This window comes from Pseudomonas sp. SWRI81 (genome assembly GCF_014268545.1).
Taxonomy (GTDB): Bacteria; Pseudomonadota; Gammaproteobacteria; order Pseudomonadales; family Pseudomonadaceae; genus Aquipseudomonas; species Aquipseudomonas hamedanensis.
Genome location: NZ_JABWQS010000041.1, coordinates 1 through 22,731 on the forward strand (window position 1 = coordinate 1; position 22,731 = coordinate 22,731).

21 protein-coding genes are annotated in these 22,731 nt (G+C 59.5%); 5 read left to right on the forward strand and 16 right to left on the reverse strand.

The window, feature by feature from the left end:
• Both HU765_RS21220 and HU765_RS21225 read left to right on the forward strand, forming a co-directional pair.
• Positions 1–681 (forward strand): RHS repeat-associated core domain-containing protein (locus HU765_RS21220; protein ID WP_276569400.1); only part of this gene is annotated, 681 nt, incomplete at its 5' end.
• Positions 681–1,097 (forward strand): hypothetical protein, encoded by a 417-nt coding sequence (locus HU765_RS21225; RefSeq protein ID WP_186622765.1) that lies wholly within the window; start codon positions 681–683, stop codon positions 1,095–1,097. The genes HU765_RS21220 and HU765_RS21225, both read left to right, overlap by 1 nt.
• 20 nt (positions 1,098–1,117) lie before the next feature.
• Here the strand turns inward: HU765_RS21225 and HU765_RS21230 are convergent, their stop codons facing one another.
• Both HU765_RS21230 and HU765_RS21235 read right to left on the reverse strand, forming a co-directional pair.
• On the reverse strand, positions 1,118–2,908 hold the full coding sequence (locus tag HU765_RS21230; RefSeq protein ID WP_186622767.1) for a bifunctional diguanylate cyclase/phosphodiesterase: 1,791 nt from the start codon (positions 2,906–2,908) through the stop codon (positions 1,118–1,120).
• 118 nt (positions 2,909–3,026) lie between these two features.
• Positions 3,027–5,111: a carboxy terminal-processing peptidase gene (locus tag HU765_RS21235; RefSeq protein ID WP_186622770.1), complete on the reverse strand. Its 2,085-nt coding sequence runs from the start codon at positions 5,109–5,111 to the stop codon at positions 3,027–3,029.
• Positions 5,112–5,249: 138 nt separating this feature from the next.
• On the opposite strand from HU765_RS21235, the gene HU765_RS21240 reads away from it, so the two are divergent.
• Complete coding sequence (locus tag HU765_RS21240) at positions 5,250–6,212, forward strand: zinc-binding dehydrogenase (RefSeq protein WP_186622772.1); 963 nt, start codon at positions 5,250–5,252, stop codon at positions 6,210–6,212.
• Between the two features lie 114 nt (positions 6,213–6,326).
• On the opposite strand, the gene HU765_RS21245 is transcribed toward HU765_RS21240, so the two are convergent.
• The 6 genes from HU765_RS21245 to HU765_RS21270 form a co-directional block, all read right to left on the reverse strand.
• Positions 6,327–6,980 (reverse strand): HAD family hydrolase, encoded by a 654-nt coding sequence (locus tag HU765_RS21245; protein ID WP_186552487.1) that lies wholly within the window; start codon positions 6,978–6,980, stop codon positions 6,327–6,329.
• A 113-nt stretch (positions 6,981–7,093) separates the two neighbouring features.
• Positions 7,094–8,083 carry an ABC transporter ATP-binding protein gene (locus HU765_RS21250; protein ID WP_186622774.1) on the reverse strand — a complete coding sequence of 330 codons (990 nt, stop codon included), beginning with the start codon at positions 8,081–8,083 and terminating at the stop codon, positions 7,094–7,096.
• Positions 8,080–8,880, reverse strand: coding sequence for an ABC transporter permease (locus HU765_RS21255; RefSeq protein WP_186552485.1), 801 nt, complete (start codon positions 8,878–8,880; stop codon positions 8,080–8,082). Before HU765_RS21255 ends, HU765_RS21250 begins: the two co-directional genes overlap by 4 nt.
• The gene (locus HU765_RS21260) at positions 8,867–9,703 is read right to left on the reverse strand and encodes an ABC transporter permease subunit (RefSeq protein ID WP_186552493.1); all 837 of its coding nucleotides are present in this window, start codon (positions 9,701–9,703) and stop codon (positions 8,867–8,869) included. The genes HU765_RS21255 and HU765_RS21260 overlap by 14 nt, the downstream gene beginning before the upstream one ends.
• 5 nt (positions 9,704–9,708) lie before the next feature.
• The gene (locus HU765_RS21265) at positions 9,709–10,515 is read right to left on the reverse strand and encodes an alkaline phosphatase family protein (RefSeq protein WP_186622776.1); all 807 of its coding nucleotides are present in this window, start codon (positions 10,513–10,515) and stop codon (positions 9,709–9,711) included.
• 180 nt (positions 10,516–10,695) lie between these two features.
• Entirely contained in the window at positions 10,696–11,763 is a 1,068-nt protein-coding gene (locus tag HU765_RS21270) for an ABC transporter substrate-binding protein (RefSeq protein WP_186622778.1), read from the reverse strand.
• A 350-nt stretch (positions 11,764–12,113) separates the two neighbouring features.
• Here HU765_RS21270 and HU765_RS21275 point away from each other — a divergent pair, with 350 nt between their 5' ends.
• A complete protein-coding gene (locus HU765_RS21275; protein WP_186552482.1) occupies positions 12,114–12,827 on the forward strand; it encodes a UTRA domain-containing protein in 714 nt (237 codons plus the stop codon).
• A 602-nt stretch (positions 12,828–13,429) separates the two neighbouring features.
• On the opposite strand, the gene HU765_RS21280 is transcribed toward HU765_RS21275, so the two are convergent.
• The 8 genes from HU765_RS21280 to minC form a co-directional block, all read right to left on the reverse strand.
• Complete coding sequence (locus tag HU765_RS21280) at positions 13,430–14,764, reverse strand: amidohydrolase (RefSeq protein WP_186622780.1); 1,335 nt, start codon at positions 14,762–14,764, stop codon at positions 13,430–13,432.
• Between the two features lie 64 nt (positions 14,765–14,828).
• Positions 14,829–16,982, reverse strand: coding sequence for a mechanosensitive ion channel domain-containing protein (locus HU765_RS21285; protein WP_186552480.1), 2,154 nt, complete (start codon positions 16,980–16,982; stop codon positions 14,829–14,831).
• Between the two features lie 74 nt (positions 16,983–17,056).
• Positions 17,057–17,233, reverse strand: a complete 177-nt coding sequence (locus tag HU765_RS21290) for a hypothetical protein (RefSeq protein WP_186552479.1) — start codon at positions 17,231–17,233, stop codon at positions 17,057–17,059.
• Positions 17,234–17,427: 194 nt separating this feature from the next.
• Positions 17,428–18,717 (reverse strand): M18 family aminopeptidase, encoded by a 1,290-nt coding sequence (locus HU765_RS21295; protein ID WP_186551919.1) that lies wholly within the window; start codon positions 18,715–18,717, stop codon positions 17,428–17,430.
• A gap of 247 nt (positions 18,718–18,964) precedes the next feature.
• Complete coding sequence (locus HU765_RS21300; protein ID WP_039763788.1) at positions 18,965–19,600, reverse strand: RluA family pseudouridine synthase; 636 nt, start codon at positions 19,598–19,600, stop codon at positions 18,965–18,967.
• Positions 19,601–19,691: 91 nt separating this feature from the next.
• Positions 19,692–19,946 carry a cell division topological specificity factor MinE gene (gene minE / locus HU765_RS21305; protein WP_003223146.1) on the reverse strand — a complete coding sequence of 85 codons (255 nt, stop codon included), beginning with the start codon at positions 19,944–19,946 and terminating at the stop codon, positions 19,692–19,694.
• Entirely contained in the window at positions 19,946–20,758 is an 813-nt protein-coding gene (gene minD / locus HU765_RS21310) for a septum site-determining protein MinD (protein ID WP_007913953.1), read from the reverse strand. The genes minE and minD overlap by 1 nt, the downstream gene beginning before the upstream one ends.
• 169 nt (positions 20,759–20,927) lie before the next feature.
• The gene (gene minC / locus HU765_RS21315; RefSeq protein ID WP_186622781.1) at positions 20,928–21,665 is read right to left on the reverse strand and encodes a septum site-determining protein MinC; all 738 of its coding nucleotides are present in this window, start codon (positions 21,663–21,665) and stop codon (positions 20,928–20,930) included.
• A gap of 116 nt (positions 21,666–21,781) precedes the next feature.
• Between minC and HU765_RS21320 the strand changes: the two genes are divergently transcribed.
• A complete protein-coding gene (locus tag HU765_RS21320) occupies positions 21,782–22,714 on the forward strand; it encodes a lipid A biosynthesis lauroyl acyltransferase (protein WP_186622782.1) in 933 nt (310 codons plus the stop codon).
• Positions 22,715–22,731: the final 17 nt, after the last annotated feature.

A 22,731-nucleotide genomic window follows, 5' to 3' on the forward strand; every position in this document is an offset into this window, starting at 1 on the left:
CCGAGGTTGGGAAGGTATCTGACCCCGGATCCGGTGAAGCTGGCCGGTGGGTTGAATCAGTACCAGTACGTGCCGAATCCGACGGGGTGGGTGGATCCGTTGGGGTTGAGCTGCAATTGTCCGCCGTCAGCGCCGCGACGTCCGATGCGGTACGAGGCTGGTCGCGTGGTCGTTGAAGAGGGAGCGCCCCCGCTGCCAAAAATGACGGCGCAGGAACGACGGGCGAGGATTGATGAAGTGGCTGAGGAGAATGCAAAGCGTCGGGTACATGAATATGAAGATCTTTATGATATGCACACTGTAAAAAAACATAGTTCGGAAATTCCCGATCGAGCCATTCGGCAGCGTGGCATTAATGGCGCAGATCCTCACACCGGAATTGTCCCGGTGCGTGCCAGAGGAAATCTTAGCTCGCAGTTTCATAACTGGCGGATGCATCTGGGGGCTTTGAATAAAGCGATGACAAAGGATAAAGATGGTTTAATTATGCATACGGGGAGAGATCAAACGCGTAACCCAATAGTTAGGTTGGAGCTGCCAGGGGCGGGGCGTGGGTATAAGCCGAATAGGGCAGATCAGCAAAATCCGAACCTCAATGAGGGTATGAATTGGTTTGAAGTGAAATTCGATCAGGAAAATACACAGAGGCCATTTACAGGATTTCCTGCCGAGGGTAAGTAATGTTGAAAGATCCGTTCTTAAAAAAGCCTTTTGAACCGGGGCTAATGTGGTTTATTGGTGTATTCGATGTTTATGATCGAGAAGAAACTCGAGGGGTAGAACTCGGTGTCTATAACCCCAATGAGTCTGGTGATCGGGAGGTTCTGATCAGAAAGTATTGTCTGAATCTGCCGTACCTCTCCTATAGGCATAGGCTGGTATTACTTGAATACCTGAAAGTAAAACTGGAAGATCCGACATACGACTTTCAGGTTTTGTTCGAGATCGACCCGTGCGAAGCCGCAAGTTGGCCTCGTGGAGAGTGGGACTCACTAGATAATCCACGCAGTTTTTTCTTGGATATCTATAAGTTGGCGCTAGAAGTTTGGGAGCTGGATCTTGCAAAGGCCGCTAGTGAAGATCGTTCTGCATGGTAGCTTCGGATTTATTCGAAAATTTAACGATGGCCCGAAACGAGTGCTTCGGTAAAAGGTAGAGCATTCATACTGTCGATAAGGTAAACGCTAAACCCCACAACACCCTTCGCATGATGCTTCGCCTGCGACGCCATCTCGGCAAGTTGGCTGGCATCAAGCGTTGCACATGCTTCGGGCCGCAAGTGAACTACACCAATCGATAGCGACAGTAGGGGAAACTCCTGCCGAACCCCTTGCCGGTTCGGAGCAACAAAGCGTCCTGCCTCCAGATGCTCGGGCCGATAAAACCGGCGGCATTGGCTCTGAAAGTCGTCGAGCAATTGGTTAAGGCGTTTGCGCCAGTCTTCCGGGCCGAGGACGAGGAGGAAGTCGTCGCCGCCGATGTGGCCGACGAAGTCGCGGGTGGGGTCGACGCGCTCGTTCAGGCATTGCGCGAGGCAGAGCAGGACTTCGTCGCCGCGACCGTAGCCGTAGATGTCGTTGAAGGGTTTGAAGCTGTCGATGTCGACATAGCAGATGATCGATTCGCGGGCCTGTTGCAGCAATCGCGTCAGGCACTGCTGAATGGGCACGTTGCCCGGCAGTAAGGTCAGTGGATTGGCGTACCGCGCCTGCTGGATTTTCAGTTCAGTGATCAGTTTGAGTACGTCGATGACCCGGCCGAGGCCCAGGTAGCTGCCGTTGAGGGTGATGATGAAATCTTCTTCGATGCGCTGGCGGGCGCGGCTGGTGATGAGGCGGCTGACTTGTTGCAGCGACTGGCTCATTTCCACGGCGAGAAAATCGTCGTTCATCAGGCGGCTGATCGGCTTACGGGCGAACAGATCGGTGGCGAACGGTTTGAGCAAGGCGTCCGACAGGGAGTGGCGATGGACGATGCCGCAGGGCTGGCCTTGTTCGTCGAGCACGGCGAGTGAGTTGAGGTTGGCCTGACGACGGAAGGCTTCCAGTACGGTGGCAGTCGGAATATTGCGCTGCACGGCCGGTTGGTCGTTGAGCAGGGCGCTGAGGTCACTGCCTTCATCGTTCAGCGCGACGGCGCTGCTGTCGTGTTTGGGCATCATGGCGCGAGCGTCGCGGGATGGGTGTTCCTGAGGGCGGCCGAGCAGGTAGCCCTGAACCAGATCGACGCCCATTTCAGTCAGCACCGCGAGTTCTTCCGGCAGTTCGATACCCTCGGCAATGACTTGCGCGCGGGAAGCCTTGGCGATTTGCAGGATCGAACCGACGAATTCGCGCTTCAGCGCGTCCTGATGAATGCCATCGATAAAGTGTCGATCAATCTTCACGTAATCCGGGCGCAGCTCGGACCACAAGCGCAGGCTTGAATACCCGGCGCCCAGATCGTCCAGCGCAATGGAAAAGCCCATCGCCCGATAGTGATGCAGGGCGGTTTGCAGTAACTGAAAGTCATCGATTGGTGTCTGCTCGGTGAGTTCGATCACCACCTGGCTTGGCGGAATACCGAAATCCTGCAGCAACTGCAACGTGCGTCCGGGTTGGTGCGCCGCTTCGAGTAAGGATTCCGGGGAGACATTGAGAAACAGCTTGCCCGGTAACTGCTGCTCGTTGAAGCGGCGGCAGGCGCTTTGGCGGCAGGCGATTTCCAGTTCGCTCAGTCGGCCGGCCTGACGCGCTACGGCGAACAGCGCAATGGGCGAGTGCAACGGGCTGTTGGACGGGCCACGGGTGAGGGCTTCGTAACCGAGGATGCGCCGTTCGGAGAGGCAGATGATCGGCTGGAACAGGCTGTGTAAGCCGCTTTGAGTCAGGATCGAGCTCAAGGCGCTCAGCTGTTCGGTCGTGGTCATGGCGATCTCTGGCGATAAAAAAAGGACTGGGAGCGTTGGCTCCCAGTCCTTTATTGCACGACAGAATGATGACTGTTTGATGACGATCCGCGGATCGCCAACACTAAATTGCCATCACTTACTTCTTGGCCACCTGGTTGCTGAGTTTCAGGTAATCCAGCAGCACGCGCCCGGTTTCGCTCAGGTAGGCATCATCTTCCGGTTTGACCTTGTCCGGCTCGGCGGCGGCCAGCGCGTCTTCGTCTTCTTTCTTCAGCTCTTTGAGCGGTTCTTCGCCTTTGGCCTTGCGACGGATGTTCTCCATTGCCAGTTGCTTGGCGTCGATGTCGGCGTGCTGGGCACGACGTTCGGCTTCATTGAGGCTGACGGTTTTTTCTTCCATCAGTTTTTGCGCCAGGGCCAGTTTGTCGCGGATGAACACGAACTCGGCATCCTTGTTGGTGCGCGCGTCATGTTCGGACTTCAACTGGGCCAGGAACGGCTTGAACGGGTCGGCCGCCGGTTTGATCGCCGCGCGGATGGTGTCCCACGGCATGGCTTCCGGCAGGGCGCTCTCGCCGATTTCCTTGGTGTCGATCAACGATGGATAGTCGATGTCCGGCAGCACGCCCTGATGCTGGGTGCTCTGCCCGGACACCCGGTAGAACTTGGCCAGGGTCAGTTTCAGTTCGCCATGGTTCAGCGGCTGAATGGTCTGCACGGTGCCTTTGCCGAAGGTCTGGCCACCGATGATCAGCGCACGGTGGTAGTCCTGCATGGCACCGGCGAAGATCTCCGAAGCCGAGGCGGACAGGCGGTTGACCAGCAGCGCCATTGGGCCTTTGTAGAAGGCGCCCGGGTTTTCATCTTCGAGCACGTCGACACGGCCGTCGGCGTTACGCACGAGTACGGTCGGACCCTTGTCGATGAACAGGCTTGTCAGTTCGGTGGCTTCCTGCAGGGAACCGCCGCCGTTGTTGCGCAGGTCGATGACCACGCCGTCGACTTTGTCTTTCTGCAGTTCTGTCAGCAGTTTCTTGACGTCGCGCGTGGTGCTCTTGTAGTCAGGATCACCGGCACGGAACGCCTTGAAGTCGAGGTAGAAGGCCGGGATTTCGATCACGCCAAGTTTGTAGTCCTTGCCGTCCTGTTTCAGGTTGAGGATCGACTTTTTCACGGCCTGGTCTTCGAGCTTCACCGCTTCACGGGTGATCGGCACGATCTTGGTGGTCTGGTCGTTCGGCGCATTGCTCGCCGGAATCACTTCCAGGCGCACGACGGTGCCTTTCGGGCCGCGAATCAGCTTGACCACTTCGTCCAGACGCCAGCCGACCACGTCGACCATTTCCTTGTTGCCCTGGGCAACGCCGATGATCTTGTCGGCCGGGGCGACTTGCTTGGTTTTGTCAGCCGGACCTGCCGGTACCAGGCGCACGACCTTCACTTGATCGTTGTCGCTCTGCAACACGGCGCCGATGCCCTCGAGGGACAGGCTCATGTTGATGTCGAAGTTTTCCGCGTTATCCGGCGACAGATAATTGGTGTGCGGATCGTAGGACATGGCGAAGGTGTTGATGTAGGCCTGGAAGATGTCTTCGGCACGGGTCTGGTCCAGGCGCGCCAACTGGTTCTTGTAGCGCTTGGTCAGGGTTTCCTGGATCTGCTTCGGCTCTTTGCCGGCGATCTTCTGGCGCAGCACCTCGTCCTTGACGCGTTTGCGCCACAGGTCGTCGAGTTCAGCGGTGGACTTGAGCCACGGCGCGTCCTTGCGATCGATCAGCAAGGTCTCCCTGGTGTTGAAGTCCATCTTGTCGACGCCTTTGTTCAGCTCGGCAAGGGCGAAGTCCAGGCGCGCCTTGACGCGGTCCAGATAGCGCTTGTAGATGGTGAACCCGGCGTTGAGATCGCCGCTCTTGAGGAAGTCGTCGAACTGGGTTTTCCACTTGTCGAATTCAGCGATGTCGCTGGCCATGAAGTAGCTGCGCGACGGGTCGAGCAGCTTGATGTAGCTGTCGTAGATGATCACCGAGCGCGCATCGTCGAGCGGCGGCTTGCTGTAGTGGTGACGCTTGAGCAACTCGACGACGTTCAGGCTGGCGATGACTTCATCGCGATCAGGCTGCAACTTGTCCCAGCTGTTGGCTGCGAATGTGGTGCCCGACACCGGCAACAGACCGATACCGATGAAAAGAGCGAGGGCGGTGCTGGGGAGCAGATGCTTCATGCTGATTCGACGCGGGGACAATTGATAACGCATATTAGGCCGTCTTTGAAGTCGCCGGTTCTTTGAGATCCGGTCGCATAATGCAAAAAGCCCGGCGCTACCGCTTCGGGCTCAGTCCAGACTCACTATGGAGGCACTGTGAAGGCATTGCAAGGCGTTGAAGGTCAAGTGGCATGGGTTGAAGAGCCGAGTCCTACGTGCGATGTAGGACAAGTCCGCATCCGCGTGGCGGCAGCAGGCCTCAATCGTGCCGATTTATTGCAAAAGGCGGGGCTTTATCCACCACCGCCAGGCGCCAGCCAAGTGCTCGGTCTTGAGTGTTCCGGGGTGATCAGCGAGGTCGGCGCGGGCTCGTCCTGGCAGGTCGGCGATCGGGTTTGCGCCTTGCTGGCCGGGGGCGGCATGGCTGAGGAAGTGGTTGTCGACGGGCGGCACGTGTTGCCGATTCCCGAAGGCGTTTCGCTGATCGAGGCGGCGGCATTGCCTGAGGTTTACGCAACAGTCTGGCTGAATGTGTTTCAGCTTGCGGCGCTCAAACCGGGTGAGAAAGTTCTCTTGCACGCTGGCGCCAGTGGAATCGGTTCAGCCGCCATTCAGCTGTGCAAGGCCTTTGGCAACCCCTGCTGGGTCAGCGTCGGGTCGGCCGAGCGTCTGGCTTACTGCGAGTCGTTGGGCGCGCAGGGCGGTGTGCTGCGCACTGACGATCTGGAAAGCCTGCGCGATTTAGGTCCGTTCGATGTGATCCTCGATCCGGTCGGTGGCAACTATTCGGCGCTGAATCTGAAACTGGTGGCGCTGGATGGACGCTGGGTGTTGATCGGCCTGATGGGGGGGCGTGAGGCGAAACTGGATCTGGCGCAGGTGTTGGCCAAGCGCGTGCAACTGCTCGGTTCGACGTTGCGCAGCCGCAGTGATCAGTTCAAGGCGGATCTGCTGAGCGATCTCGGCCAGCAGGTGTGGCCGTTGTTTGCAGAAGGCCGGTTGCGTCCGCAACTGGCCAAGGCGTTTGCGGTGAAGGATGCCGAGGCGGCGTTTGCCGAGTTGGCGAGTAACACCGTGGCGGGAAAGTTGGTGTTGGTGATTGACGAGAGCCTGAGCTGACAACACAAAGCCACTGTGGGAGCGGGCTTGCTCGCGAATGCGGAATGTCTGGCAACATATTCGTCGCTGAAAGTCCGCTTTCGCGAGCAGGCTCACTCCTACATTGGATCTGTGTCACTTCCAGAGATGGATTGGCCAGCCGGATTTTTCTGCCTGCTCGAGCAGCACCGGGTCCGGGTTGACCACGTGCGGGAAATCGACTTTCAGCAACAACGGCAGATCATTGCGTGAGTCGGAATAGAAGCTCGCGCCCTCCAGGTTCTCTTCTTCGGCGTCCAGCCATTCCAGCAAGCGGGTGATCTTGCCTTCGCGGTAGGTCAGGGTGCCGACGGTATTACCGCTGTACACGCCATGGGCGACGTCCAGCTCGATGGCCAGTACCTCATCGATCCCCAGGCGTTCGGCGATCGGCTTGACCAAGTGCGTACCCGACGCCGAGATCACCAGGATCCGGTCGCCGGCCTTGCGGTGCGCGGCGATGGTTTTGGTCGCGTCGCTGAAGATGATCGGTTCGATGAAATCTTCTACCCATGGGCCAACCAGGTGCTCGATTTCTGCCGGCGTGCGGCCGATCAGAGGTTCAAGGCTGAAGGCCATGTAGTCCTCCATCGCCAGGTGGCCACGGCCGTAGGCGTCCATCAATTCCTTGTCGCGCTGCATGAACGATTCGCCATCGACCCAGCCGAGGCGGACCATTTGCTCGCTCCAGAGCGAGGAGCAGTCGCCGTGGATCAACGTTTCGTCCAGATCAAAAATTGCCAAAGCCATCGGGTTCTCTCCGAGAACAGCTACGAAGCTCAAAGCTTCGAGCTGCAAGAATTAAAATCACGTGCACCGCAGTCTACAGCTTGGGGCTTGCAGCTCGAAGCTTGCAGCTGCTTTCAGGCTACCTGGCACAACGCCGTCGGATCGATGGAAAGTGCCAGGCGCTGTCCGTCGGGGTGCAGGTCGGCGGCCGAGCGGTTGAGTACATCGACCACCAGTTCGACGCCGCGCGCCTCGATGCGATAACGAATGACGTTGCCGAGCAGGCTGTGGCTGCGTACTTGCGCGTCGAGGTCGCCGTTGAGGCTCAGTTCGATAGCCTCCGGGCGGATGGCGATGCGGTGGTTGATCGGCCGCTGCAACAGCTTGGAAGCGGCCTCGGCGTCGAGCAGATTGTAGTTGCCAATGAAGCCGGCGGCGAACACATCGACCGGTGCGGTATAGAGGGTTTCGGCATCGCCGCTTTGTACGATCTTTCCCTGATTCATCAGGAAAATCCGGTCAGACATGGTCAGCGCTTCTTCCTGATCGTGGGTGACAAAAATGGTTGTCAGGCCGAGTTCGCGCTGGATCTGGCGGATCTGTTCGCGCAAGTGTTTACGAATCCGCGCGTCGAGTGCCGACAGTGGCTCATCCAGCAGCAACAGGCGCGGGCGGGTCACCAGCGAGCGGGCGAGGGCGACACGCTGGCATTGACCGCCAGACAATTGATGCGGGTAGCGTTTGGCGAAGTCGTGCAGTTCAACCAGTTTCAATACCTCCACCACGCGCTTGTGGCTGTCATCGGTATTGACCTTTTGCATGCGCAGGCCGAAGGCGACGTTCTGTTCGACGGTCATGTTGGGAAACAGCGCATAGCTTTGAAACACCATGCCGATGCCGCGTTTCTGCGGACTCAACGGCACAATATCGACGCCATCCAGCAGGATTTGCCCACCATCCACCGGCGTCAGCCCGGCGATGCACCGCAACAGGGTCGACTTGCCGCATCCGGATGGGCCGAGCAGCGTGACGAACTCGCCTTTGTTGATTTCGCAATCGATATCGCTGAACACGGTGGTGCCCGCATAGCTTTTTTGCAGGTGTTGGACGCTGACGTAGCTCATTCGCTTTTGTCCTTGTTCAAGATGTTGGCGATCCAGGTCAGGACCAGCACGAAAAAGAAATACGAAATGACCAGCGCGCTGGTGAAGTGACCGCTGCTGTTGCGCATGTTGTTCAGGTAAACCTGCAGGGTTTCGTAACGTGTGCCGACGAGGATGTTGGCAAACACGAACTCACCAAAAAGGAACGAGAACGACAGCAGCAACGCCACCATCAGGCCCTTGCGCAGATTGGGCAGCACCACCAGGAATGCAGCCTGAAAGGTGCTGGCGCCGAGCAGTTGCGCGGCGTCCATCAAGTCGCGCAGGTTGATTGCTTGCAGGTTGTTGGTGATTGCGCGGTACATGAACGGCAGCGCCACGGTGAAGTAGCAACCGATCAGAATCCACGGCGTGCCGACCATCGCCATCGGCCCGGAACCGTAGAGCTGCAACAGTCCCACCGAGGACACCACGGGCGGCACCGCGAAGGGCAGCAGGATCAGGATGTTCATCAGCGCATCGAGTTTCGGGAAGTGATAGTGCACGACGAACAGCAATGGCAGGATCAGCACCACCGACAGCACCAGGGCGCCGACACAAACGATCAGTGACTGGCCGAACGCGTGCAGAAAGCGCGGATCGCTCCACAGCTGCAAGTACCATTTGAAAGTGAAGCCGCTGGGCAGAATGGTCGCCGACCAACTGCTGGCGATCGAATAGATCAGCGTGCCCACCAGCGGCAGCAACAGGATGGCGAACAGCAGGTAGACCACGACGCGGTGGTAGAGGCCGGCCGGGCCGGATTCAGCGCGAGACATGGTAGCTCCTCTTCAGCAGCAGTTGATGCACAACGGTGACGATGGTCATCAGCGCCACCAGCACCACGGCCAAGGCGCTGGCCAGGTTCGGATCCAGGGAAATGTCTCCGGACACCATCGCTGCAATACGAATCGGCAGGACGTTGAAGTTGCCGGTGGTCAGCGCATAAACCGTCGCGTAAGCGCCGAGGGCGTTTGCGAGCAGGATCACGAACGTGCCGAGCAAGGCCGGCGTCAACACCGGCAGGCCGATGTGCCGCCAGAACTGCCAGCCGTTGGCCCCAAGCAGCGCGGCGGACTCGCGCCAGTCTTCACGCAAGGCGTCGAAAGCCGGGTAGAGCAGCAGCACGCCGAGGGGAATCTGGAAGTAGGTGTAGAGGATGATCAGCCCGGTTTTCGAGTACAGGTTGAAGTCCTGAATGATCCCCGACTGTTTCAGCATGATGGTGATGCTGCCGTTGAAACCGAGCAGGATGATGAAGGCGAACGCCAGAGGTACGCCGGCGAAATTGCTGGTCATGTTGGCAAAGGCATTCACGAAGTTGCGCAGCTTCGAGTCAACCCGACGCAACGAGTACGCACCGAGCACGGCGATGATGATGCCGAATACGCTCGACCAGAAACTGATCTCGAGGCTGTACTGGATCGCCTGCAAATAAAACTTCGAACTGAAGATTTTGCTGAAGTTGGCGAAGCCCCAGCCGAACTCTTCCGACTGCAGGCTGTTGATCATCACCCAGACCAGCGGGGCGATTTCGAAGACGATAAAGAACAGTGCGAAGGGCACCAGACACAGGGCTGCGAGCCATTTGCCGCGAATCATTGAATTCACTTGAGCAGCTCCCGGCACACAGGTTTGTCGTGGGGCACGCCGAGCAGTTCGCACACCGAGCCGCAGAGTTCGGTCTGCTTCGGCGCCGCGTCGGCGTTCAGGCTGAAAGCACTGCCGAGGACGAACAGCGGCACCTGACGCTCTTCTGGCAGCAGGCCGTTGTGCGAGCGGTCGTTGTTCATGCCGTGGTCGGCGGTCACCAGCACTTGATAGCCGCTGTCGAGCCAGGTGTGCAGATAGTCGGCAAGAATGATGTCGGCCGAGCGGGCGCTGTTGCGGTACTGCGCAGAGTCGAGGCCGTGTTTGTGCCCGGCATCATCGATGTTCATCGGGTGGACCAGCAGGAAATTCGGTGCGTGGCGCAGGCGCAGGTTTTCCGCGTCGGCGAACAGGTGCGAATCCGGATAGTGGTCGTTCCAGTAAAAATGGCCGTGCTGGATTGGCAGCGACGGATCGTCGGTGTGGCGATCGCGTGCGGCGACGAATGGCGAGCGGTTGTACAACTCGCTGACCCAGTGGTACGCCGCCGCGGCGGTTTTCAGCCCGGCATCGCGGGCGTAATGGTAGATGCTGCGTTGATTGGAGAGGCGCGAGACATTGTTGTGGACGATACCGCTGTCGATCGGCGGCACGCCGGTAAGAATGCATTCGTAAAGCGGTCGGGACAGGGCGGGCAGTTCGCACTCCAGCTGATAGAGCGCCGCGCGTCCTGCGCCAACATAAGCCTGCAGATGCCCCATGGCGTGACGCGCAACCTCGTGGTTGAGGCCGTCGAGCACGACAAGGATGACGTTGTGCTTCATAGGGGCAAAAACTCCGCGAAACAGGAAATTTCAGATTCAACCCGGGTCCCTTTGTAGGAGTGAGCCTGCTCGCGATAGCGGTTGAACATTCAACACAGTGTTGACTGAACTACCGCTATCGCGAGCAGGCTCACTCCTACAGGGGATCTCCAGCGGATCACGCAATGGTGATCAGCCGCTTTATTTCATCTCGACAATAACCTCTTCGTTCCACTGCTGCGGCAGGGCTTTGGAGGTCTTTTCCCACGCATCGGCGTCTTTGATCGGCGTGACTTTTTTGTACTGCTCGTTCGGCAGCAGCTTGGCCTTCACGTCTTCCGGCAGTTGCAGATGCTCGGCGCGGATCGGGCGGGCATTGCCGCGGGCAAGGTTGGTCTGGCCGGCGTCGCTGAAGATGTATTCGCGGGTCAGCTTGGCGGCATTAGGGTTTTTTGCGTACTTGTTGATGATCGTGGTGTAACCGGAAATCACCGAGCCGTCAGACGGGATCAGCACCACGTAGTCATCAGGGTTAGCCATCTTGGCCTTGTAGCTCAGGCCGTTGAAGTCCCAGACCACGCCGACTTCGATTTCGCCTTTTTCCATGGTGGCGATGGTCGGGTTGGCCATCGACAGACGACCCTGTCTGGCGATGTCAGCGAACAGCAGCAGGGCAGGTTTGATGTTTTTCTCGTCGCCACCGTTGGCCAGAGCAGCAGCCAGTACGCCGTTTGCGGCCTGGGCGGCGGTGCTCACGTCGCCGATGGAGACTTTATATTTGCCGCCCTTGAGGTCGGCCCATTTGGTCGGTACTTCGGAGCCGTGCAGCAACTTTTTATTGACGATGAAAGCGATGGTGCCGGTGTAGGCCAGCGCCCAGTTGCCGTCCTTGTCCTTGGCCCAGTCGGGGATTTGATCCCAGGTGCTTGGCTTGTACGGCTGCACCACGCCTTGCTTGACCGCGATCGGGCCGAAGGCGGCACCGACGTCGCCGATGTCGGCGGTGGCGTTGTCTTTCTCGGCGGCGAACTTGGCGATTTCCTGGGCCGAACTCATGTCGGTGTCGATGTGTTTAATGCCGTACTTTTGGGCCAGATCCGCCCAGGTGCCTTTCCAGTTGGCCCAGTCATCGGGCATGCCGACGCTGTTGACGGCGCCTTCCGCCTTCGCAGCGGCTTCGAGGGTTTTCAGGTCGGTGTCGGCCGCCATGGCGGCGCTGCACATAGCAATGGTCGAGCCTAACAGTGTTGCCAGGAAAAGCTGTTTCATTCCGAAGCTCCTTGGTCGTGTTCAACGCTGCGATTGCGGTTTGTGTTGGTCTAGGTCAGCAATACCTGAGCCAATTTAAGGGCGCTGGATGACACTTTGATGTCGAGGGCCTGTTTGCGGGGCTCTTGCTTGCCCGGTGTCGGCAGGTGCCAGATAAGCGTAGACCATGTTCAAGCCACGGCAGACAAGGGACTTGGCCGATGTATTGCAAGTCGTGAGCAAGACCGTTGAGCCGTTTTGTCATCTGTTGTTCATCTACGCTGCCTAGGCTTGCAACAGACGAAAACGGTTCATTTACCGGTCGGTCTTGCCCTGAAATAGTGCTGGTCTAGTCCAGATAGGTAACGTTGATGCGTGATGAGGCAACCAAAGCGGTGACAGCGATTGGCCAGGTGTTGCAGGAGCAGCTTGATCATGGCTTGTTGGCAGCGGGCAGCAAGTTGCCGGCCGAACGCAAGCTCAGTGAGCTGTTTGGCACGACGCGAATCACGGTGCGTGAGGCGTTATTGCAGCTGGAGGCGCAGGGGCAGATTTATCGCGAGGAGCGGCGCGGCTGGTTCGTTTCGCCGCCGCGTCTGGCCTATAACCTGATGCAGCGCAGTCACTTCCACGCGATGGTCAGTGCGCAGGGGCGCGAGCCTTCGACGGAGGTGATTTCGGCGCGGTTGCAACCGGCTTCGGCGGCGGTCTGCGCGTGGTTGCAGTTGCCGGCGTTGTCGAGCGTGATTCAGATTTGCCGGTCGCGGCGGATTGACGGGCGACTGGTGTTGTATGTGGAGCACTATTTGAATCCGCAGTTTTTTCCGGGGATTCTGGCGTTTGATTTGAATCAGTCGATTACCGAGTTGTATGCGCGGCATTACGATTTGCACTATGGGCGGGTGCGGTTCGAGATTGTTCCGACTTCATTGTCGGTGGATGCGGCGGCGGCGTTGCGGGTGTCGGTGGGGAGTCCGGGGTTGCGGATTGCGCGGGTCAATTATGATCAGCATGGGCGGTTGATCGATTGTGATCTGGAGTTTTGGCGGCACGATGCGATTCACGTAGGGGTTGATGTGGTTTGACCTTGGCGGCCTTTGGGCCGACCAGGTTCTTGGGGTTTTGGGTGAATATCCGTTGCTGCGGTGATGGCTTCTTATGGTTTCGCCCTTACGGCGAGGCACTTTTTCCAGACGCCGAAAAAGTACCCAAAAAGGCTTTGCCCTGACGTTCGGCCCGCTCGCTGGGGCTCGGGGTGCCTTCGCTGCGGGATTGTTCCGGGCGCAGCGTCTCCGGTTTGCTTCGCTGCACCTCCTCTCGCTGTGTTTGGCTGCGCCAAACGGTCGCTGCGCTCCCACGCCCGGATCAATCCCTCCGCTCAGCCTGCCGACGGGCGCTGAGCTCAAGATCAAGAGCCTTACTCGAGCTAACGCTCATTGTGTTGAGTGGTGAGAAGCAAAAGCGGTCTGCTTTGCTCTGGTTTGGTTTTGCTCTTCTGTGGGAGCGAGCCTGCTCGCGAAGGCGGCCTGACAGCCGACCTGTTTCTTGAGGATGAACTCGAGCCAATTGTAGGAGTGAGCCTGCTCGCGATGGCGGCCTGTCAGTCCAGCCATTTTTGACAGGCTGCACACGGTTCAAATGTGGGAGCGGGCTTGCTCGCGAAGAGGTCCGCGAAGTCACCCCGTCTCTATTTGCCCACCCCCGCATTCGCATACAAATAATCCGTCGCCAACGAAGCCAGTGTCCTGACCCCGACTACCAACGCCGACTCGTCCACGAAGAACCCGGGATTGTGATTGGGGGCGGCCTTGCTCATGTCTTGATCTCTCGGGGTGACGCCCAGAAACACAAACAATCCCGGCGCTTCCTTGGCAAAAAACGAAAAGTCTTCCGCGCCACCCACCAGCGGGCCTTGCACGACGTCGTCCTTGGCGGCCCATTTCAGGGTGGGCAGCATTTTTTCCGTCAGCGCCGGGTTGTTAATGGTCGGGTCGTATTTTTCGATGATGGTCACATCGGCTTTCGCACCGCCGCTTTCGGCGATTTTCTCAACGGTCTGGCGGACGTCGGCGTGCAGTTTTTGGCGGATGCCGTAGTCGTAGGAGCGGATTGTCCCGGTCATGTCGACCGATTCGGGAATGATGTTGTAACGCGTCCCGCCATTGATGGTGCCGATGCTCACCACCGAGGGATATGAGGAGATGTCGGTGCGGCGGCTGACCACGGTTTGCAGGCCGACCAGGGTTTGCGCGCTGACGGTGATCGGGTCGATGCCGTCCCAGGGGCGGCCGGCGTGGGTTTGTTTGCCGAGGATTTTGATGCGCAGGTCGTCGGAGCTGGCCAGGGTCGGGCCGGGGCGGTAGGCGATCTGGCCGGCGGGGATGCCGGCCCAGACGTGCAGGCCGAAGACCGCGTCGGGTTTTGGCGATTTCATCACGCCTTCCTGCACCATCATTTTGGCCCCCCAGGTGTTTTTGCCGTCGGGGATGAAATCGCTTGGGCCTTCTTCGGCGGGCTGGAAATAGAACACCACGGTGCCGGGCAAGGTCTCGCGCATGCCCGTCAGAATTTTCGCGGCACTGAGCAGGATCGCGGTGTGGGCGTCATGGCCGCAGGCGTGCATGACGTCGACTTCCTTGTCCAGATAAGTGCCCTTGGCTTTCGAGGCGAATGGCAGGTTGGACACTTCTTTGACCGGCAGGGCGTCCATGTCGGCGCGCAGGGCCACGGTCGGGCCGGGCAGGGCGCCCTTGAGGATGGCGACCACGCCGGTGCGGGCGACACCGGTTTTCACCTCAAGGCCCATTGCCTCGAGTTGCTTGGCGACCAGCTCGGCGGTGCGTTTTTCAGTGTTGCCGAGTTCCGGGTGGGCGTGCAGGTCGCGGCGGGTTTCCAGCAGTTGTGGCTCCAGCTTCTGCGCCTGTTCGGCGATCTCCGAGCGGGTGCTTTCCAGAGTGGCAGCGCCGGCGTGGCCGGCGATCAGGCTGAGCAAAACGGTCTGGGCAATGCGCGTCAGTTGCATCGGATTCTCCTTGATTATTGTTGTCGGGCTTCCTTGCCTGTGACTGCGGCGGCGCGCTTGAGTGCTATTCCTTTGGCTGACCGCCACCGGCTGTGATCACTTGTACGCTCATGCGCGGCGTTGCCAGATCCAGCCCGGCTTCATCCAGATGTCGTTTCAAAGACAGATTGAAAGCCCGGGACACTTCCCACTGCTTGATCGGCGCGGTCTTGAACCGTGCGCGCAGAATCGCGCTGCCGGATTCGAAACTTTCCACACCCTGAATTTCCAGTGGCGACCAGATGTTGCGACGCTGCAACGGGTCGGTGCGCATTTTCTGGCCGACTTCGCGCATCAGTTTGATCGCGTCGTCGATTTCCATGTTGTACGGCACCGCGACGCGGAAGATTGCGTAGCCGAATTCCCGCGAGTAGTTCTTGATGCTTTTGATTTCGCTGAACGGAATGGTGTGGACGATGCCGTCGATGTCGCGCAGGCGCACGGTGCGAATGGTCAGGCCTTCGACGGTGCCGAGGTGGCCGCCGACATCGACGTAATCATCGATGGCCAGCGAGTCCTCGATGATGATGAACAGCCCGGTGATCAGGTCGGCGACCAGCGACTGCGCACCAAAACCAATGGCCAGACCGATCACACCGGCACCGGCCAACAGCGGCGTGACGTTCATGCCCATGTTCGCCAGCGCGACGATCAACGCGATGATGAAAATCGCCACGAACAGGACGTTGCGGATCAGCGGCATCATCGTCTGCGCGCGAGCATTGGCCAGGCCTTTGCGCGAGCGAGTGAGGGCGTGGTGCACGGCGGTGTCGGCGAGGATCCAGATCAGCCAGGAGAAAATCAGCGTGCCGATCAGGCTGAACAGCTTGACGCTGATGTCATGGCCTTCGCCGTCGGCAAAAGCGATCAGCGACTGGCCCCAGACGCGCAGGCCCAGTTCGATGAACACCAGCCAGACCAGCAGGTGCGCGAGGGTGTAGAAGAAGTTTTTCAGTCGCTCAGAGTACAGCGCATGACGTTTCGGCCCGCGTTGCGGCTTCAGCGAATGGCGACGCACGAGGCCGTTGATGACCATGCACAAGACCAGCAAAACCGTGCAGATCAGTGACTGGCGCAACGCCGTGCTGGTGTCGCCGGCGGAGACGAAGGTGGCGAACAGCGAGACGCCGACCAGCACCAGCGCCGGTACGTACCAGAAGGTCCCAAGAATTTCGATGGTGTCGCTGAGGGCGCGGCGCGTCAGGCGTCGAGACAACGGCTGGTTGCGGATCAAATGCGCGATCGGTCGGCGGAAGCGCAGAATGAACAGCCCGGTCGAGAGGGCGGCGAGTACATTGGCGGTGGTCGCCGCGGTATGGGCCAGGTGTACGCCCAGGCTTTCGATCAGGCGCGGATCGCTCAATGCCTCACCGAACGCGGCAAAGCTGCCGATCAGCCATAAAGGTCGAAAAGCCTGATGGCGCAGGATGTACAACGCGCGATGGCGGTGCGGGCCGTCGAGCAGGGAGAAGGCTATCACGCAGATCGCCGAGAAACAGGTGCCGACCACCAATGCATAGGCCAATACCATCGCCAGGCTCTTGCCCAATGACGAGGGCAGCGCATAGCTCATGTAGACGGTCATCACCAGCGCGATCAGCCACGGTCCGAGCTTGCGCAGCGCGAAGCGCAGCATGTCGAGGGCCTTGGGGTGTTGCGGCAGTTCTTCGGTGAGACCGAAGCGCAGGCGCACGCGGTGACCCAGCCAGATCAGGGCGGCAGCGAGCAGGCTCCACAGCATCAGAATCATGGCGAAGCCGAAGATGATCGGCAGCCATTCGTTGGCCGGCAGCAACATGCCGGTCAGTTCGTCCTTGGCCAGATCGATCTCGTTGGACCAGCGGGTGATCGGGCTGTCGGCGCCGGAAAACTGTTTTTCGAAGTTGGCCAGGGTGCCGCCGATCAGGCCCAGCACACCTTCTTCCGGCGCGGCCTGGGCTTGTTTCGTGGCGTCGCGCAGCTTCTTCAGGTCGCTGAGCAGTTGTGCGCGTTGCTTGTCGTTTTCCAGCGACTTGATGACTTCATCCAGCGACTGACCGAGGGGTTCCTGGGCTTCTGGTTGCGGCTTGGAAGTATTGAGCAGGCCGGGCAAACCGACCGCTTGTGCGGGCGCCAGCGGCAGCAGCGTCATCAGGCAGACAAGAAACAGACCGGGCAAAGCGAAAAGACGAGCAAACACCAGGGGACAACCTCGCGAGGGGCGGATGCGCTGGAGTGTACGAGGCCCTATGGCGCAATGCGAGCCGGGCTCGGTCATTCGTTCAGTTTGGCGAGGATCTTGTAGACCACGGTGGCGAGGATCATCAGCATGCCGACCCACATGGCGAAGACACCGGCGTTCTTGTCACGGAAATTGAAGCCGATGGCCAGCAGGATCATTCCCGAGAGAATCGGGACGAGCATGGCGTGGAAGGAGGACATCGAAATCATGGAGACGGCCTTGTCTGGGAGGGATGGTTGCAGTCTAGGCGGGTTTCGAAGCGGGGGCGTGATGTGGCTCAGGATTGCATCAAGTCAGGGATGATTCTGCTGTTTGCAAAGGCGCTTTCGCGAGCAGGCTCGCTCCCACATTTGAAATGCAGTTCAACTGTGGGAGCGAGCTTGCTCGCGAAGCTTTTCAGCCATTACGGCAATTCACGACTGGCATAGAACGCGCTGAGCACTTTGACCAGGTGCGCCAGGTCATGGCTGCCGCACAGTTCGCGGATCGAGTGCATGGCGAAGGTCGGCAGGCCGATGTCGACGGTGCGCACGCCCAGATGACTGGCAGTGATCGGGCCGATGGTCGAGCCGCAGCCCATGTCGCTACGCACGACGAAGCTCTGCACCGGGACTTCCTCGGCCATGCACAGATGGCGGAAGAAACCGGCGGTTTCGCTGTTGGTGGCGTAGCGCTGATTGCTGTTGACCTTGATCACCGGGCCGGCGTTGAGTTTCGGGCCGTGGTTGGCGTCGTGCTTTTCGGCGTAGTTGGGGTGCACGCCGTGGGCGTTGTCGGCCGAGACCAGCAGGGATTTCTGGATGGTGCGGACGAACTCGTCACCGTCCGGCAGCACGCGGCGCAGGGTCTGTTCGAGCATCGGGCCGTCGGCGCCGCAGGCCGAGCAGGAGCCGACCTCTTCGTGGTCGTTACACACCAATACGCAGGTTTCGTCGGTTTCGGCGGTGAGCAAGGCTTGCAGGCCGGCATAGCACGACAGCAGGTTATCCAGGCGTGCACCGGCAATGAAATCGCCGTTCAGACCGATCACCGCAGCGCTTTGCGTGTCGTAGAAACTCAGCTCGTAATCGAGCACCACGTCGGCATTCAGACCGTGTTCGCGGGCCAGTTGATCGGTGAGCACCGCGCGGAAGTCGACACGCTCGTCGCCGGCGAATTGCGCGAGGATCGGCGGCAACTCGGTCTGGGCATTGATCGCCCAGCCCTGATTAGCTTCACGGTTGAGGTGAATCGCCAGGTTGGGAATGATCGCGATTGGCGCCTTGAAGTCGATCAACTGGCTTTCGACTTTACCGTCTCGGCGGAAGGTTACACGGCCGGCCAGCGACAGGTCGCGGTCGAACCACGGCGCCAGCAGCGCGCCGCCGTAGACTTCGACGCCCAGTTGCCAGAAGCCCTGACGCTGCAATTCCGGCTGCGGCTTGACCCGCAGGCAGGGGCTGTCGGTGTGTGCGCCGACCAGACGGATGCCGCCGTGCAAGGGCGAGTTGCGGCCCATTTTGATCGCGACGATCGAGGAATCATTACGGGTGACGTAATAGCGGCCGTTGGCCTCGGTGGTCCAAGGCTCGCGCTCGTCGAGGCGCACGTAGCCGGCGGCCTCCAGGCGTTGAACGAGACTGGCGGTGGCGTGGAACGGGGTAGGGGAGGCCTTGAGAAAATCGATCAGGCCCTGGTTCAACTCTGCGCGCATAAGAAACTCCAGACAGCAATGGGCGGGAGTTTAACGTATTGGCCGGACAATTGAATCCGATGCAGATCCTTGTGGGAGCTGGCTTGCCAGCGATTGCGGTCTTGAAGCCGGCCGATCATTGTCAGACTGACGCAATTCAATGTGGGAGCGGGCTTGCTCGCGAAGGCGGTGTATCAGGAACACGCGGGTTGACTGACACATTGCTTTCGCGAGCAGGCTCGCTCCGACATGGGCTTGGTGATGCCTGTCAAAACGGCGCCGGGCACTCGAAGCGCAGGCGTTCGCCGGTTTGCGGATGGGTGAAGCTGAGCATGCTCGCGTGCAGGCACAGACGTGGCCAGGCCGCCAGCGCCTGCTCGTGGGCATAGAGCCCGTCACCGAGCAGCGGATGGCCAATCGATAACATGTGTACGCGCAATTGGTGCGAACGGCCGGTGATCGGCGTCAGCTCGACGCGACACCAGTCGCCGCAACGCTCCAGCACCTTCCAGAAGGTCAGCGCATGCTTGCCGAATTCATGATCGACCACATGGCGTGGTTTGGTCGGCGGGTCGTAACGCAGGGGCAAATCGATGCTGCCGCTGTCCAGTTCCGGCTGACCCCAGGCCAGCGCGGTGTAGGCTTTTTCGGTTTCGCGGTCATGAAACTGCCGCGACAGTTCGCGATGAGTGTCGGCATCACGGGCCAGCAGGATGATGCCGGAAGTTTCCCAGTCCAGGCGATGGACGATGCGCGCTTCCGGGTAGCCGTTTTCCTGCAGGCGGGTGATCAGGCAGTCCTTGTTGTCGTCGGCGCGACCGGGCACCGAGAGCAGCAACGTCGGTTTGTCGACCACCAGTACGGCGGCGTCCTGATGGATGATGCGGATGTTGGACAGCGGCATTAAAACAGCCTCGTAACAAATGCCAACGGCGGCTCAGGGCCATTCCACAAGGGGAATGGCCCTGAGCCGCCGTCGTACCTGCCGGATCGACTCAGCGATCGGGCAGGGTGATGTTGAGTTCCAGAATCGAGCAACTGCCCTGGCTTTCCAGTGCAACGTGTACGTCGTCGTTGCCGATGTTGACGTACTTGCGGATCACGTCGACCAGTTCCTTTTGCAAGGCTGGCAGGTAATCCGGCGTGCTGCGCTGGCCACGCTCATGCGCCACGATGATCTGCAGACGCTCTTTCGCTACCGAGGCGGTACTTGGCTTTTTGTTGGCACGAAAGAAGTCAAAAAGGTTCATTACCTACCTCCAAACAGGCGCTCGAAGAATCCCTTCTTCTCGACATCGAGGAATCGGTGGGCTTTTTCTTTGCCCAGCAAGCGGTCGACGGTATCGCTGTACGCCTGACCGGCATCGCTCTGGTCGTCGAGAATCACTGGCACGCCCTGGTTGGAAGCCTTGAGCACGGCCTGGGATTCCGGGATCACGCCCAGCAGGGTAACGGAGAGGATTTCCTTGACGTCTTCAACGCCGAGCATCTCGCCCTTTTCAACACGCTCCGGGTGGTAGCGGGTGATCAGCAGGTGTTCCTTGATCGGGTCTTCGCCACGTTCGGCGCGGCGCGATTTGCTCGCCAGCAGGCCGAGCATGCGGTCCGAGTCACGTACCGAGGAGACTTCCGGGTTAGTCACGACAATCGCTTCATCGGCGAAGTACATGGCCAGGTGCGCGCCTTTCTCGATGCCCGCCGGGGAGTCGCAGACGACGAACTCGAATTGTTCCTTGAGCTCCATCAGGACTTTTTCCACGCCTTCGACGGTCAGCGCGTCTTTGTCGCGGGTCTGGCTGGCGGCCAGCACGTAAAGATTTTCCAGGCGCTTGTCTTTGATCAAGGCCTGTTGCAGGTTGGCTTCGCCGTTGACCACGTTGACGAAGTCATACACCACGCGGCGCTCGCAACCCATGATCAGGTCGAGGTTACGCAAGCCCACGTCGAAGTCGACGATCACTGTTTTGTGGCCGCGCAGAGCGAGGCCGGTACCGATAGCGGCGCTGGTGGTGGTCTTACCCACACCACCCTTGCCGGATGTAACCACGAGAATCTTGGCCAAGGTGTTTCACCCCTAAGGAAGAAGGACTGTTCAGCCCCTGAAAAACATCTCTTGAAAACTACTGCAGTCGGACAGCCTTGGCTGGAATTTGGCTTTTGGCCTTTTTCCTACTTCGTTTGAGCCGTTTTCGCTACGTTTTAGAGATGCTTGGAAAATGCGGCAGTATCCGTTAAAGCCGAATGATGTTCAACACGTCGCCCGACAGGCTGACCTGGACGCCCGAGCCCCACATCGGATCGCGACGCAAATCTTCGGAGACCTTGTAATGTCCGGCGATGGAGATCAGTTCAGCGCTCAATTGCTGACAGAAAATCCGTGCCTTGGTGTCACCTTTGACGCCGGCCAGCGCCCGGCCACGCATCGGACCGTATACATGGATGTTGCCATCGGCGAGAAGTTCCGCCCCCGGACTGACCGAAGAGACCACCACCAGATCGCCACCCTGGGCATAAATCTGCTGGCCACCACGTACTGGCGTGGTGATCACGCGGGTCGGTTTGACGGTCGGCTCAGGCGGTTTTTCCGGTTTCTTTTTGACTTCGGCTTCGGGCATTTCCAGCGGTCGCTCGCGGGCGCCCGAGGGCGGCAGCACAAGGATGTCGATGGCGATGGCGGCGGCGATGTCTTCGATGCGACTGGCGCGAATCGCCAGGGTGCGCAGGCCATGCTGGCGGCAGACGCGCATCAGTCCCGGCAAGTCGACGGCGCCCTGATTGGGCGGCAGTTTGTCCAGCGCCAGGACCAGCGGTGCATTGCTGAAAAAATTAGGCGCCTGGGCGACTTTCGCGGCCAATTGCCGATCGAGGCTTTCGAGGTCGTTACGGGCCAGTTCCAGCACAGTGATGGCCAGCATGCTGCCCTTGAGCTGGAATACGGGATCTTGGTCTAACGGGTCGGTTTGGCTCATGTCGGCATACAACGGCTTGTCACTAAAAGTGCCGAGACTTATAACGAGAACGCCCGCGGGCCGCAAGCCGGGTCGAACGATGTAGAATGCGCGGCCACTGTATTTACGGAAGCTTTATGGATCGCCCGCGTTTTCGAAAAGCATTTCTCTCGCCACGCTTCTGGCCGCTCTGGTGCGGCCTGGGGCTTCTGTGGCTGATCGTGCAATTGCCGTATCCGGCGCTACTGACCATCGGTCGAGTTCTGGGGGCGTTGATGTATCGCGTGGCCGCCGACCGACGGGCCATCGCCCGGCGCAATCTCGAATTGTGCTTCCCGGAAAAGTCCGCCGCCGAGCGCAAACGCCTGCTCAAGGAAAACTTTGCCTCCACCGGCATCGCTTTTTTCGAGATGGCGATGAGTTGGTGGTGGTCCCGCGAGCGCCTGGCAAAACTGGCCCATGTCGAAGGCCTGGAGCATTTGCAAAAGGCTCAGCGCGAAGGCAAGGGCGTGATTCTCATGGCGGTGCACTTCACCACCCTGGAAATCGGCGCGGCCCTGCTCGGCCAGCAACACACCATTGATGGCATGTACCGCGAACACAAAAACCCCTTGTTCGACTTCATTCAGCGCCGTGGCCGTGAGCGGCACAACCTCGATTCGCTCGCGGTGGAGCGCGACGACGTGCGCGGCATGCTCAAGTTGCTGCGCGCCGGCCGGGCGATCTGGTACGCACCGGATCAGGACTACGGCGCCAAGCAGAGCATCTTTGTGCCGCTGTTCGGCATCCAGGCCGCGACCGTGACGGCGACGACCAAGTTTGCCCGTCTGGGCAAAGCCCTGGTGGTGCCGTTCACTCAGGAGCGTCTGGCCGATGGCAGCGGTTATCGGTTGGTGATTCACCCGCCGCTGGAGGATTTCCCCGGTGAGAGCGAAGAAGCCGATTGCATCCGCATCAATCAGTGGGTCGAGAGCGCTTTGCGCGCCTGCCCCGAGCAGTACTTGTGGGCGCATCGCCGCTTCAAGAGCCGTCCACCGGGCGAACCGAAGCTGTACCCGAAACGCGGTTGATTCACCTGACTTTTAAA

Bases quoted from the DNA above. Each gene is read 5' to 3' on its own strand.
- HU765_RS21320 (WP_186622782.1), top strand. From the start codon at position 21,782: ATGGATCGCCCGCGTTTTCGAAAAGCATTTCTCTCGCCACGCTTCTGG.
- HU765_RS21290 (WP_186552479.1), bottom strand. From the start codon at position 17,233: ATGATTTCGATGTCCTCCTTCCACGCCATGCTCGTCCCGATTCTCTCG.
- HU765_RS21270 (WP_186622778.1), bottom strand. From the start codon at position 11,763: ATGAAACAGCTTTTCCTGGCAACACTGTTAGGCTCGACCATTGCTATG.
- HU765_RS21295 (WP_186551919.1), bottom strand. From the start codon at position 18,717: ATGCGCGCAGAGTTGAACCAGGGCCTGATCGATTTTCTCAAGGCCTCC.
- minC (WP_186622781.1), bottom strand. From the start codon at position 21,665: ATGAGCCAAACCGACCCGTTAGACCAAGATCCCGTATTCCAGCTCAAG.
- HU765_RS21260 (WP_186552493.1), bottom strand. From the start codon at position 9,703: ATGATTCGCGGCAAATGGCTCGCAGCCCTGTGTCTGGTGCCCTTCGCA.
- HU765_RS21250 (WP_186622774.1), bottom strand. From the start codon at position 8,083: ATGAGCTACGTCAGCGTCCAACACCTGCAAAAAAGCTATGCGGGCACC.
- HU765_RS21230 (WP_186622767.1), bottom strand. From the start codon at position 2,908: ATGACCACGACCGAACAGCTGAGCGCCTTGAGCTCGATCCTGACTCAA.
- HU765_RS21245 (WP_186552487.1), bottom strand. From the start codon at position 6,980: ATGGCTTTGGCAATTTTTGATCTGGACGAAACGTTGATCCACGGCGAC.
- HU765_RS21235 (WP_186622770.1), bottom strand. From the start codon at position 5,111: ATGAAGCATCTGCTCCCCAGCACCGCCCTCGCTCTTTTCATCGGTATC.
- HU765_RS21265 (WP_186622776.1), bottom strand. From the start codon at position 10,515: ATGAAGCACAACGTCATCCTTGTCGTGCTCGACGGCCTCAACCACGAG.
- HU765_RS21300 (WP_039763788.1), bottom strand. From the start codon at position 19,600: ATGCCGCTGTCCAACATCCGCATCATCCATCAGGACGCCGCCGTACTG.
- HU765_RS21255 (WP_186552485.1), bottom strand. From the start codon at position 8,880: ATGTCTCGCGCTGAATCCGGCCCGGCCGGCCTCTACCACCGCGTCGTG.
- HU765_RS21275 (WP_186552482.1), top strand. From the start codon at position 12,114: ATGCGTGATGAGGCAACCAAAGCGGTGACAGCGATTGGCCAGGTGTTG.
- HU765_RS21280 (WP_186622780.1), bottom strand. From the start codon at position 14,764: ATGCAACTGACGCGCATTGCCCAGACCGTTTTGCTCAGCCTGATCGCC.
- minE (WP_003223146.1), bottom strand. From the start codon at position 19,946: ATGAACCTTTTTGACTTCTTTCGTGCCAACAAAAAGCCAAGTACCGCC.
- HU765_RS21225 (WP_186622765.1), top strand. From the start codon at position 681: ATGTTGAAAGATCCGTTCTTAAAAAAGCCTTTTGAACCGGGGCTAATG.